The sequence below is a fragment of the Escherichia sp. E1V33 genome (assembly GCF_004211955.1).
Taxonomy (GTDB): Bacteria; Pseudomonadota; Gammaproteobacteria; order Enterobacterales; family Enterobacteriaceae; genus Escherichia.
Genome location: NZ_RHJI01000003.1, coordinates 323,060 through 335,689 on the forward strand (window position 1 = coordinate 323,060; position 12,630 = coordinate 335,689).

The following is a 12,630-nucleotide window of genomic DNA, read 5'->3' on the forward strand; positions in this document are numbered from 1 at the left end:
TATTAGATAATGGCGACTATTATTGGGTTACAATTTGCCCAATTGCCGATGTCGTTTGGAGCAAAATATGAGTGATGACGTAGCACTGCCGCTGGAGTTTACCGACGCAGCAGCCAACAAAGTTAAAAGCCTGATCGCTGACGAAGATAACCCGAATCTGAAATTACGTGTGTATATCACCGGTGGCGGTTGCAGCGGCTTCCAGTATGGCTTCACCTTTGATGATCAGGTGAACGAAGGCGATATGACCATTGAAAAACAGGGCGTAGGCCTGGTCGTTGACCCAATGAGCCTGCAATATCTGGTTGGCGGTTCCGTTGATTATACTGAGGGACTGGAAGGTTCGCGTTTCATCGTGACCAACCCGAACGCGAAAAGCACCTGCGGTTGCGGTTCTTCCTTCAGCATCTAATCTGCTGTTAATGTGCCGGATAAACTATCCGGCACATCTTCTCTCTTTAACGCCCATTCTCATCCAGCGCAAACGTCGGCAGTTTAAGATGCCAACGGATAGCCGCCAGTCGAATCAATAGCGTTACCACCATCCCCATCATACTGGCCGTTTCTAACGGGACGGAAAACGTATAATAAGCCGTAGCGTGGACAATACCGCCAATAATACAGGCTGTTGCGTAGATTTCTGTACGTAAAATCATGGGGATTTCGCGCGCCAGCACATCGCGAATGATCCCGCCGCCAACGCCCGTAATAACGCCCATACATACCGCAATCAATGGACCCGCATCCGCATTAAAGGCTTTGTTGACGCCAATGCCAACAAATACTGCCAACCCAACAGCATCCAGCACCGGCAGCATCCATTTTGGCAAGCGTCTTGGCTGGCGTACCAGGACGATCGTCAGCATGCTGGTTACCATTGCAACGACCAGATCGGTGGGATCTTTCACCCAAAATACCGGGCCGTGATCCAGCGCCATGTCGCGAATGGTTCCGCCGCCTACCGCGGTAACCACGCCTAAAACCAGGACGCCAAAAGGGTCCATACGTAATTTTCCGGCAAGTAAAACGCCGGAGATGGCAAATACCGCTGTGCCGACTATATCCAGCCAATAGACGAGCATTGTTCAATCCCCACAGAGCACCTGAAAAGGTCAGGCGCTAATCCACTTGTGAAAGCGCATTACAGAGTTGTTGTGCAGCGAGGATAATACGTGGGCTTGCGCGCTCAAACCAGTCACTTGTGAGAGGAATAATGGGAATTTTGAGCTGTTCACCCCAGTATTGCTCAATTTTAGGAGTTTGGTCCGATCCGCCAGTGATGACAATAGCCTGTGGCGCGCGTGCTAATACCTGTTCGCGGCTAACCTGCGGCCAGGGAACACGGCTGTTTTTAAAGATGTTTTCTCCACCGCAAACTTCCAGTACCTGGTTCTGAATCGACTCTTTTCCACTGGTGAACGGCGGATTAATGCCGAATTGTAAGAAAACACGTTTTTTAGGTTTATCGGCGAATTTAGCTTTGAGTTGCGCATACTGTTCCAGCAAGGTTTGCGCGGCTTTCTCGGCCTTGTCAGGTTGCGGGCTCCACGGGGCCAGTTGACGTAACGCATCGGCAATTTGTTCAATGCTTGTCGCATCGACCCACATGACTTTTATTCCCAGCGAAGCAAGCTGGTCAACCTGCCGCTCGGCGTTACCCCCGCGCCAGGCAACGACCAGATCGGGCTTTAGCGCGACAATGCGTTCCAGATTCATCCCTTGCCAGGTGGAAACCTGCTCTATCTTCTGTGCTTCTGGCGGATAGTCAGAATAACTGCTGACCCCTACCGGCGTGATCCCGGCGGCAAACGCGAGTTCGGTGTTAGCGGGGGAAAGAGTGATAACTCGCGGCGCGGCGTTGAGCCACAGTGGCGCAAGAAAAGACAGGGCGACCAGCGCCCTGAAGAGTGACTTAGCCATGAGCCAGTTTCTGCACCAGTGACTCAACCATCAGGCTGGACTGTTTAGCAGCAACGGCCAGGAACTCGTCGAAGCTAAGGTGAGACTGTTGATCGGCGACGTCAGAGATGGCGCGCACTACCACAAACGGGACGTTAAAATTGTGGCAGACATGAGCGATAGCCGTCGCTTCCATTTCTACAGCAATGGCCTGCGGGAAATTGTGGCGGATTTTCGCCAGACCAACAGAGCCGTTGATGAAAGCGTCGCCGCTAACAATCAGGCCACGTACAGCGTTAAGATTCAGTTCGGCAATGCAGGACTCTGCGGCAGCGATCAGTTTATCGTCAGCTTTGAAGCCTGCAGGGCAGCCAGGCAGTTGACCGTATTCGTAGCCAAACGCCGTGACATCCGCATCGTGATAACGTGCTTCGTCCGAGACAACGATATCGCCCACTTTCAGCGTTGGCGCCAGGCCGCCCGCGGAACCGGTGTTAATAATCACATCTGGCTTGCAGTGTTCCAGCAGCAAAGTTGCGCCCAGCGCCGCAGCGACTTTACCAATGCCTGATTTCAGAAGCGCAACTTCGGTTCCATTCAGTTGGCCGGTATAGATTTCGCAACCGCCCAGGCTGATAGTTTGACGGTTTTCGATTTTGTCACGCAGCAGCGTAACTTCTTCTTCCATTGCACCAATGATGCCGATTTTCATAGATTTACTCGCGATAAGCTCGATTTGAAGGCATAGTTTATCATGCGCTTGAGGGGAAGCGTATTTCTCACGCGGGAGAGGACATGGCACAGATTGATTTCCGAAATAAAATAAACTGGCATCGTCGTTATCGTTCACCGCAGGGCGTTAAAACTGAACATGAGATCCTGCGGATCTTCGAGAGCGATCGCGGGCGTATTATCAACTCCCCGGCGATTCGCCGTTTGCAACAGAAGACCCAGGTCTTCCCACTTGAGCGCAATGCCGCCGTGCGCACGCGTCTTACCCACTCTATGGAAGTTCAGCAGGTGGGGCGTTATATCGCTAAAGAGATTTTAAGCCGCCTGAAAGAGCTTAAATTGCTGGAAGAGTACGGTCTGGACGAGTTGACCGGGCCGTTTGAAAGCATTGTCGAAATGTCGTGCCTGATGCATGACATAGGAAATCCGCCGTTTGGTCATTTTGGCGAGGCAGCCATTAATGACTGGTTCCGTCAGCGTTTGTACCCGGCGGATGCCGAAAGCCAGCCATTAACCGACGATCGCTGTAGCGTGGCAGCGTTGCGATTGAGGGAAGGGGAGGAGTCGCTCAACGACCTGCGGCGAAAAATTCGTCAGGACTTATGTCATTTTGAAGGTAATGCACAGGGTATTCGTCTGGTGCATACATTGATGCGGATGAATCTTACCTGGGCGCAGGTAGGCGGTATTTTAAAATATACCCGTCCGGCATGGTGGCGTGGCGAAACGCCCGAGACTCACGATTATTTAATGAAAAAGCCGGGCTACTACCTTTCTGAAGAATTCTATATTGCGCGTTTACGTAAAGAACTTAATTTAGCACTTTACAGTCGCTTCCCATTAACGTGGATTATGGAAGCGGCCGACGATATATCTTATTGTGTGGCTGACCTTGAAGATGCGGTAGAAAAAAGAATATTTACCGTTGAACAGCTTTATCATCATCTGCATGAAGCGTGGGGCCAGCATGAGAACGGTTCTCTGTTTGCGCAGGTGGTAGAAAATGCCTGGGAAAAATCGCGCTCAAATAGCTTAAGTCGTAGCACGGAAGATCAGTTTTTTATGTATTTACGCGTAAATACCTTAAATAAACTGGTGCCGTATGCGGCACAACGATTTATTGATAACTTACCTGCAATTTTTGCTGGAACCTTTAATCATGCACTGTTAGAAGATGCCAGTGAATGTAGCCAATTGCTGAAATTATATAAAAATGTCGCTGTAAAACATGTGTTTAGCCATCCAGATGTCGAGCAGCTTGAATTGCAGGGCTACCGGGTGATTAGCGGTTTATTAGAGATATATCGACCGTTGTTAAACATGTCGTTATCAGACTTTACCGAACTTGTTGAAAAAGAACGTGTGAAACGTTTCCCCATTGAAACGCGTTTATTCCATAAGCTCTCAACGCGCCATCGCTTGGCCTATGTTGAGGCTGTCAGTAAATTATCGTCAGATTCACCTGAGTTCCCGCTATGGGAATATTATTACCGCTGCCGGCTGTTACAGGATTATATCAGCGGTATGACAGACCTTTATGCGTGGGATGAATACCGACGTCTGATGGCCGTAGAACAATAACCAGGCTTTTGTAAAGACGGACAATAAATTTTTACTTTTTGCAGAAACTTTAGTTCGGAACTTCGCGCTATAAAACGAATCTGAAGAACACAGCAATTTTGCGTTATCTGTTAATCGAGACTGAAATACATGAAAAAAACCACATTAGCACTGAGTGCACTGGCTCTGAGTTTAGGTTTGGCGTTATCTCCGCTCTCTGCAACGGCGGCTGAGACTTCTTCAGCAACGACAGCCCAGCAGATGCCAAGCCTTGCACCGATGCTCGAAAAGGTGATGCCTTCAGTGGTCAGCATTAACGTAGAAGGTAGCACAACCGTTAATACGCCGCGTATGCCGCGTAATTTCCAGCAGTTCTTCGGTGATGATTCCCCGTTCTGCCAGGAAGGTTCTCCGTTCCAGAGCTCCCCGTTCTGTCAGGGCGGTGGACAAGGTGGTAACGGCGGTGGCCAGCAACAAAAATTCATGGCGCTGGGTTCTGGCGTCATTATTGATGCCGATAAAGGCTATGTCGTGACTAACAACCACGTTGTCGATAACGCGACGGTCATTAAAGTTCAACTGAGCGATGGCCGTAAGTTCGACGCGAAGATGGTCGGCAAAGATCCGCGCTCTGATATCGCGCTGATCCAGATCCAGAACCCGAAAAACCTGACCGCGATTAAGATGGCGGATTCCGATGCGCTGCGCGTGGGTGATTACACTGTCGCTATCGGTAACCCGTTTGGTCTGGGCGAGACAGTAACTTCCGGTATCGTCTCTGCACTGGGGCGTAGCGGTCTGAACGCCGAAAACTACGAAAACTTTATCCAGACGGACGCAGCAATCAACCGGGGCAACTCCGGTGGTGCGCTGGTGAACCTGAACGGTGAACTGATCGGTATTAACACCGCGATCCTTGCACCAGACGGCGGTAACATCGGTATCGGTTTTGCTATCCCGAGCAACATGGTGAAAAACCTGACCTCACAAATGGTGGAATATGGCCAGGTGAAACGCGGTGAGTTGGGCATTATGGGGACCGAGCTGAACTCTGAACTGGCGAAAGCGATGAAAGTTGACGCCCAGCGTGGCGCTTTCGTAAGCCAGGTTCTGCCGAACTCCTCTGCTGCAAAAGCGGGTATTAAAGCGGGTGATGTGATCACTTCACTGAACGGTAAGCCGATCAGCAGCTTTGCCGCGCTGCGTGCTCAGGTGGGTACTATGCCGGTGGGCAGCAAACTGACCCTGGGCTTGCTGCGCGATGGTAAGCAGGTCAACGTGAATCTGGAACTGCAGCAGAGCAGCCAGAATCAAGTTGATTCCAGCTCTATCTTCAACGGCATTGAAGGCGCTGAAATGAGCAATAAAGGCAAAGATCAGGGCGTAGTCGTGAACAACGTGAAAACCGGTACCCCGGCTGCGCAGATTGGCCTGAAAAAAGGTGATGTGATTATTGGCGCGAACCAGCAGACAGTGAAAAACATCGCTGAACTGCGTAAAGTTCTCGACAGCAAGCCGTCAGTGCTTGCGCTGAACATTCAGCGCGGCGATAGCACCATCTACCTGCTAATGCAATAATCTCCCTCAACCCCTTCCTGCAAACGGGAAGGGGTTCTCTTTTCAATTTGTGACCCCCTCCACAACTCCATATTTCTCCGTCATCCTTTGTGCATTTGCACAATGCCGTACGTTGCATACTTCCTTATGCTAAACCGTGCACAACGGAGGGCTTATGGCTGGCTGGCATCTTGATACCAAAATGGCGCAGGATATTGTGGCGCGCACCATGCGCATCATCGATACCAATATCAACGTAATGGATGCTCGCGGGCGAATTATCGGCAGCGGCGATCGTGAGCGTATTGGTGAATTGCACGAAGGTGCATTACTGGTACTGTCGCAAGGGCGGGTGGTCGATATTGATGATGCGGTGGCGCGCCATCTGCACGGCGTACGTCAGGGGATTAACCTGCCGTTACGGCTGGAAGGCGAGATTGTCGGCGTTATCGGCCTGACCGGTGAACCGGAGCATTTGCGCAAATATGGTGAACTGGTCTGTATGACAGCGGAGATGATGCTGGAACAGTCGCGGTTGATGCACCTGCTGGCGCAGGATAGCCGACTGCGTGAAGAGTTAGTCATGCATCTGATTCAGGCTGAAGAAAATACGCCAGCGTTAACTGAATGGGCGCAACGACTGGGCATCGATCTCAATCAACCCCGAGTGGTGGCCATTGTCGAGGTCGACAGCGGTCAACTTGGCGTGGACAGCGCGATGGCGGAACTACAGCAACTGCAAAATGCACTCACCACGCCGGAACGCAATAATCTGGTGGCGATAGTCTCGCTAACCGAAATGGTGGTGTTGAAACCGGCATTGAATACGTTTGGACGCTGGGATGCGGAAGACCATCGTAAGCGAGTAGAGCAACTTATTACTCGTATGAAGGAGTACGGTCAGCTGCGTTTTCGCGTGTCACTGGGCAATTATTTTACCGGTGCTGGCAGTATTGCGCGTTCTTATCGTACGGCGAAAACAACGATGGTAGTGGGTAAACAGCGGATGCCAGAAAATCGCTGCTATTTTTATCAGGATCTGATGCTACCAGTATTACTCGACAGTTTGCGTGGCGACTGGCAAGCCAATGAACTGGCGCGCCCTTTGGCACGGCTAAAAGCGATGGATAATAACGGATTGCTGCGGCGGACGCTGGCAGCGTGGTTTCGCCATAATGTGCAGCCGTTGGCAACGTCAAAGGCTTTGTTTATTCATCGTAATACCCTGGAGTATAGGCTTAATCGTATATCGGAACTGACCGGGCTGGATTTGGGCAATTTTGATGACAGGTTGCTGCTGTATGTTGCGTTGCAACTGGATGAAGAGCGGTAGGTTATGCGTTAAAGTCGAGGCGACACAGGCTTGTTCCCCTCACCCCGAAGGGAAGAGGGGACTGCCCGAGCTAACCGTCAGTTCGGGATTATTTACGCGTCAGTTTTTCCAGATCCGCTTCAATCTCGCTGATCTTATTGGTCACTACCGACTCAAGATGACGTAAATCGTCGAGGATCTTACGCTTAAGATCAACTTCGCTACGATCGCGCTGGCAGATTTGATCAAGTTCATCAATGATATACCGCAGATTCGGGCTGATCTCCTGCACTTCTTTATAACCCTGACCCACACCATCGGCGACCACGGTTTTGCGCTGACGCGGATATTTAAACTTCACGCTCTTAGCGAAAAACTCGCCTTTGTCTTTCTGAAAATAGATTTTCAGAATATCGTTGTTGGCTTCCTGCCGGAGGCTGTAACGATCAATTTCTTCAGGATTGGTAATACCCAGACTTTTCAGATTGTCGTACATAGCGTTACCTCAAAATGAGTCAGTAAATTGTGCTTATCTTAGCATTTGGCCTGGCCCGCCCGGCTCGACTGTGATCGCAGAAAGCCTTTTTCTTCCAGACTTCTATCATGGCGTAAAATTAATAAAATTACCTGCTTTATTCTGGCGATATTCCATGGGATGGATTAGCACATTTATCTTCGTTTTGCGAATTACATGACAGTTCGAAACAAGATGAAAAAGTATTTAAAAAAGGAGGAAGAATGAGTAGGACGAATAAATCTGAGCCAGAAAGCAAACGGGCAGCATCATGCTGCCCGTGTACGTACTCTTAATCGATAGTGCGTAACAGTTCGTTAATACCAACTTTACCGCGAGTTTTCGCGTCAACTTTCTTAACGATAACCGCACAGTAAAGGCTGTATTTACCATCTTTTGATGGCAGGTTGCCAGAAACCACCACCGAACCTGCCGGTACGCGACCGTAGTGGATTTCGCCGGTTTCACGGTCGTAAATACGGGTGCTCTGACCGATGTATACGCCCATGGAAATGACGGAACCTTCTTCGACAATCACGCCCTCAACGACCTCAGAACGTGCGCCGATGAAGCAGTTATCTTCAATAATGGTCGGGTTAGCCTGCAGCGGTTCCAGCACGCCACCAATGCCTACGCCGCCAGACAGATGCACGTTTTTACCAATCTGCGCACAGGAACCGACGGTGGCCCAGGTATCAACCATCGTACCTTCATCAACGTATGCGCCGATGTTGACGTAAGATGGCATCAGCACGGTATTACGGGCGATAAATGCACCCTGACGTACTGCTGCTGGTGGTACGACGCGGAAGCCTTCTTTCTGGAAACGCGCTTCATCGTAGTTAGCGAATTTCATCGGCACTTTATCGAAGTAGCGGCTTTCTGCCCCTTCGATCACCTGATTATCATTAATACGGAAAGAGAGCAGCACCGCTTTTTTCAACCACTGATGCGTCACCCACTGACCGTCAATTTTTTCCGCAACACGCAGTGCGCCGGAATCCAGCAGTGCGATCACCTGATTTACCGCTTCGCGGGTAACGGTGTCTGCATTGGCTGGCGTGATCTCGGCACGGCGTTCAAAAGCGGTTTCAATAATGTTCTGTAACTGCTGCATTGTTAAACTCTTTTCATATCAGTAAACACATCACCCTTTATCGTTTGGATTGAGGGCCTCTGTCAACCGCTGATGCACTTCCTGCTGCAACTCGTTATTAAGTGCGCGCCGATCAGCGGTGGCAATTATGAATAAATCTTCTACTCGCTCGCCAATGGTTGTAATTCGGGCGCCATGAAGCGAAATTCCCAGATCGGCAAAAATTTTACCAACTCGGGCCAGTAGTCCAGGTTGGTCGAGAGCGATCAATTCGAGGAATGATTTTCGGTCGGTATGGGTCGGCAAAAATGTCACTTCGGTTTCAACAGTAAAGTGACGTAGTTTGGCCGGTTGACGACGCGGCTGCGGTGGCTGCCAGCTGCTTTGTGTCAACACCTGCTCCAGCCCAAAACGAATGACTTCATGGCGATCTGCGGAAAGTGGGCTGCCGTCCGGCTCCAGCACGATGAAGGTATCCATCGCCATTCCGTCGCGGGTAGTGAAAATTTGTGCGTCGTGAACGCTTAAATTGCGGCGGTCTAATTCGGCACAGACGGCGGCAAACAGATAGGGGCGGTCCGGACTCCAGATAAATATCTCCGTTCCACCGCGTGTGGCTTGCGGACTAAGCAATACCAGCGGCTTGCTTAAATCATGCAGCAATAAATGGCGCGCATGCCAGGCCAGTTGATTTGGGCTATGGCGGACAAAATAGTTAGCGCGGCAGCGAGACCAAATTTGGTGCAGCGCTTCTTCGTCGATGTTATCCATGCGCAGCAGTGCCAGTGCCTGGAGCTGGTGATGGCGAACCCGTTCGCGCATATCCGGCGTATTTTGCATTCCGCGTCGTAGCTGCTTTTCGGTGGCAAAATAGAGTTCGCGCAACAGGCTTTGCTTCCAGCTATTCCACAGTGTTTCGTTGGTGGCACAAATATCAGCCACTGTCAGGCATACCAGATAACGCAGCCGGGTTTCCGTTTGCACTTCTTCGGCAAACTGCTTGATCACTTCCGGATCCTGAATATCGCGGCGTTGGGCGGTAACCGACATCAGCAAGTGCTGGCGAACCAGCCAGGCGACCAGTTGCGTTTCGCGCGAGTTCAGCCCGTGGAGTTCGGCAAAATGCACTACGTCTTGTGCGCCGAGTATAGAGTGGTCGCCGCCACGCCCTTTGGCGATATCGTGAAACAGTGCGGCGATAAAAATAAGCTCAGGTGACGGCAATCGCGGCCAGACATCCACACACAACGGATGGCGTTGGCGCGTTTCTTCACTGGCAAAACTCTCCAGTTTCAACATCACGCGAATAGTATGTTCATCTACCGTGTAGGCGTGGAACAGGTCAAACTGCATCTGCCCAACGATATGCGACCATTGCGGCATATAGGCACCGAGCACGCTATGGCGATGCATCGGTAACAGTCCACGACGCACCGAACCAGGGTGGTGCAGAATGCTCAAAAATAGCTTTCGTGCTTCAGGGATGTTGCACAGCGGTTGTTGCAGATGGCGACGGGCGTGACGTAACTGGCGCAACGTGGTGGAGTAAATGCCGGTGATCGTGCTATTGCGCACCATGGTATAGAACATGCGTAATATCGCTTCTGGCTGGCGCATAAACAGCGTTTCATCGCGCAGATCGATAAGCGTGCCGCGTAGCTGAAATTCATCGTCGATTGGTCGCGGTTTTTCGTCGGCAGGGAGGGCGAGGATAGCCTCGTCGAACAGTTGCAATAGCATATGGTTAAGTTCGCTAACGCGGCGCGTAACGCGAAAATAATCCTTCATCATCTGTTCGACTGGCTCGTTACCTTCGCCACCGTAATTCAGGCGTTGGGCAACACTAAGCTGGCGATCAAATAACAGGCGATTATCATAACGGTTGACTACCAAATGCAGGGCAAAGCGAATTCGCCAGAGAATATGCAAACACTCATTTAGTTCCGCACGTTCCGCAGACGTTAAGAAGCCAAATCCGACCATTTCATCGAGTGATGTTGCGCCAAAATGGCGGCGGGCAACCCACTGTAAGGTGTGGATATCACGCAAGCCACCGGGGCTGCTTTTGATGTCTGGTTCAAGATTGTAGCTGGTGCCGTGATAACGCTGGTGGCGCTGGTTTTGCTCTTCAACTTTCGCCGCGTAAAACTTATCGGACGGCCAGAATCCTTCGCTGAAAATATGCTTTTGCAGTTCAAGAAATAGCGCCACATCGCCAATTAACAAGCGGGATTCGATCAGGTTGGTGGCGACGGTTAAATCTGATAACCCTTCCAGCATGCACTCTTCAAGCGTGCGCACGCTATGGCCGACTTCCAGCTTCACATCCCAGAGCAGCGTTAACAGCTCGCCCACTCTTTGCGCCTGCTCGTCCGGAAGTTTTTTACGGCTTAAGATCAGTAAATCGACGTCTGAAAGCGGATGCAGCTCGCCACGACCATAGCCACCGACGGCGACCAGTGCCAGATCGGCAATCTGGCTGAACCCAGCTTCAATCCATAACCGTTGCAGGAGTTGGTCGATGAATTCAGTGCGCGCTTCAATTAATTGCTCTGCGGAAATCCCGCTGTCAAAGGCATCGCCCAGCCAACGCTGGAAGGTATCGATGTGGGCTTTTATCCCACCGACGGTTAATTCGTCACGGGGCCAGACGCCCGGGTTCTGCGGTTGACCGGGAAGGGTGGGGAGTGCGGTGTTTGCGTACTGTTCTGGAAGGGTATTCATTGTGCGCCACCCATAAGATTAAATTATCGCATTAAAAAAGCCGGCATTCGCCGGCTTCAGATGACTGACAAACTGGCTCAATAGCCACAATAGACACGCTTTTCCCCCTCGCCCTTTTAGGGAGAGGGGCGGGGTGAGGGTAATTATTCGCACCAGAGCTGGTCTGTTCCCCTCACCCTAACCCTCTCCCCAGAAGGGGCGAGGGGACTGTCCGAGCTCTTTTTTAGACCTTGTCATCAGTCTGAAGCCAGCTTTATTTTATTCGTCGTGCGAGATTATCGCCGGGATGGTGTCATCCTTGCGTAGCGTCAGAATTTCGCAGCCGTTATCTGTCACCACAATAGTATGCTCGTATTGTGCAGACAAGCTGCGATCTTTGGTTTTTACCGTCCAGCCATCTTTCATGGTGCGGATCTCTTTTTTACCCGCGTTGACCATTGGCTCGATAGTGAAGGTCATCCCCGGTTTCAGCACGACGTTGGTTTCAGGGGAGTCATAGTGCAGTACCTGCGGTTCTTCATGGAAGCCACGACCAATACCGTGTCCGCAATATTCGCGAACGACAGAGAAGCCTTCTGCTTCGACAAATTTCTGAATCGCTGCACCGATTTCGCGCAGATTGATGCCTGGCTTCACCATACGCAGCGCCAGGTACAGGCTTTCTTGCGTGATGCGACACAGACGTTCTCCCATGATGGTTGGCTTACCGACGATAAACATTTTCGAGGTATCACCGTGGAAACCATCCTTAATAACGGTGACATCGATGTTAACGATGTCGCCATCTTTCAGCAGCTTGGTATCGTCCGGAATACCGTGGCACACCACTTCATTAATAGAGATGCAAACGGATTTCGGATAACCGTGATAGCCGAGGCAGGCAGAAACCGCGTGTTGTTCATTAACAATGTAATCATTACAGATGCGATCCAGCTCGCCGGTGCTGACGCCCGGTTTAACATACGGTTCGATCATCTCCAGCACTTCGGCAGCCAGGCGGCCAGCGACGCGCATTTTTTCAATATCTTCAGGGGTCTTGATTGAGATAGCCATTAATTCTGTCCATCAGCGTCGGTGATACCGACAATATATATGTAAGTGCCGTCAATGGTATCACACCCGGGCAAATTGAGAATCATTCTGAATTTCGCCAAACGTGCCACTGAACGTTTTCTATAATAGAAAATTCATCGTCTGATGCTGTACACAGCGCCAACAATTATTGGTGTCCACGAC

Annotated in this window: 12 protein-coding genes; 5 read left to right on the top strand and 7 right to left on the bottom strand. The window is 50.8% G+C overall.

Features of this window, described 5'->3' with window-relative positions; translation table 11 throughout:
• The first annotated feature begins 9 nt into the window (after positions 1–9).
• Together yadW and erpA are read left to right on the top strand one after the other, a co-directional pair.
• Positions 10–75, top strand: a complete 66-nt coding sequence (gene yadW / locus D9742_RS03155; protein ID WP_130235983.1) for a small protein YadW — start codon at positions 10–12, stop codon at positions 73–75.
• Positions 68–412 (top strand): iron-sulfur cluster insertion protein ErpA, encoded by a 345-nt coding sequence (gene erpA, locus D9742_RS03160; protein WP_001295564.1) that lies wholly within the window; start codon positions 68–70, stop codon positions 410–412. Before yadW ends, erpA begins: the two co-directional genes overlap by 8 nt.
• Positions 413–458: 46 nt before the next feature.
• Here the strand turns inward: erpA and D9742_RS03165 are convergent, their stop codons facing one another.
• From D9742_RS03165 to mtnN, 3 genes are read right to left on the bottom strand one after another with little or no spacing between them, the layout of a single operon-like run.
• A complete protein-coding gene (locus tag D9742_RS03165; RefSeq protein WP_064525034.1) occupies positions 459–1,082 on the bottom strand; it encodes a TRIC cation channel family protein in 624 nt (207 codons plus the stop codon).
• Positions 1,083–1,119: 37 nt separating this feature from the next.
• Positions 1,120–1,920 carry a vitamin B12 ABC transporter substrate-binding protein BtuF gene (btuF, locus tag D9742_RS03170; protein WP_130235960.1) on the bottom strand — a complete coding sequence of 267 codons (801 nt, stop codon included), beginning with the start codon at positions 1,918–1,920 and terminating at the stop codon, positions 1,120–1,122.
• Positions 1,913–2,611, bottom strand: a complete 699-nt coding sequence (gene mtnN, locus D9742_RS03175) for a 5'-methylthioadenosine/S-adenosylhomocysteine nucleosidase (protein ID WP_064525028.1) — start codon at positions 2,609–2,611, stop codon at positions 1,913–1,915. The genes btuF and mtnN overlap by 8 nt, the downstream gene beginning before the upstream one ends.
• An 83-nt stretch (positions 2,612–2,694) precedes the next feature.
• On the opposite strand from mtnN, the gene dgt reads away from it, so the two are divergent.
• The 3 genes from dgt (at position 2,695) to cdaR (ending at position 7,081) form a co-directional block, all read left to right on the top strand.
• Positions 2,695–4,212 (top strand): dGTPase, encoded by a 1,518-nt coding sequence (gene dgt / locus D9742_RS03180; protein WP_130235961.1) that lies wholly within the window; start codon positions 2,695–2,697, stop codon positions 4,210–4,212.
• A 129-nt stretch (positions 4,213–4,341) separates the two neighbouring features.
• Positions 4,342–5,769, top strand: a complete 1,428-nt coding sequence (gene degP / locus D9742_RS03185; RefSeq protein WP_130205012.1) for a serine endoprotease DegP — start codon at positions 4,342–4,344, stop codon at positions 5,767–5,769.
• A 154-nt stretch (positions 5,770–5,923) separates the two neighbouring features.
• Positions 5,924–7,081 (top strand): DNA-binding transcriptional regulator CdaR, encoded by a 1,158-nt coding sequence (gene cdaR, locus D9742_RS03190; RefSeq protein WP_130235962.1) that lies wholly within the window; start codon positions 5,924–5,926, stop codon positions 7,079–7,081.
• A gap of 88 nt (positions 7,082–7,169) precedes the next feature.
• On the opposite strand, the gene D9742_RS03195 is transcribed toward cdaR, so the two are convergent.
• The 4 genes from D9742_RS03195 to map form a co-directional block, all read right to left on the bottom strand.
• Positions 7,170–7,556 (bottom strand): DUF3461 family protein, encoded by a 387-nt coding sequence (locus D9742_RS03195; protein ID WP_000272188.1) that lies wholly within the window; start codon positions 7,554–7,556, stop codon positions 7,170–7,172.
• 310 nt (positions 7,557–7,866) lie between these two features.
• Entirely contained in the window at positions 7,867–8,691 is an 825-nt protein-coding gene (gene dapD, locus D9742_RS03200; RefSeq protein WP_001186656.1) for a 2,3,4,5-tetrahydropyridine-2,6-dicarboxylate N-succinyltransferase, read from the bottom strand.
• Positions 8,692–8,721: 30 nt separating this feature from the next.
• Positions 8,722–11,394: a bifunctional uridylyltransferase/uridylyl-removing protein GlnD gene (gene glnD, locus D9742_RS03205; protein ID WP_130235963.1), complete on the bottom strand. Its 2,673-nt coding sequence runs from the start codon at positions 11,392–11,394 to the stop codon at positions 8,722–8,724.
• A 258-nt stretch (positions 11,395–11,652) separates the two neighbouring features.
• Positions 11,653–12,447 carry a type I methionyl aminopeptidase gene (gene map / locus D9742_RS03210; RefSeq protein WP_130235964.1) on the bottom strand — a complete coding sequence of 265 codons (795 nt, stop codon included), beginning with the start codon at positions 12,445–12,447 and terminating at the stop codon, positions 11,653–11,655.
• Between the last annotated feature and the right edge of the window lie 183 nt (positions 12,448–12,630).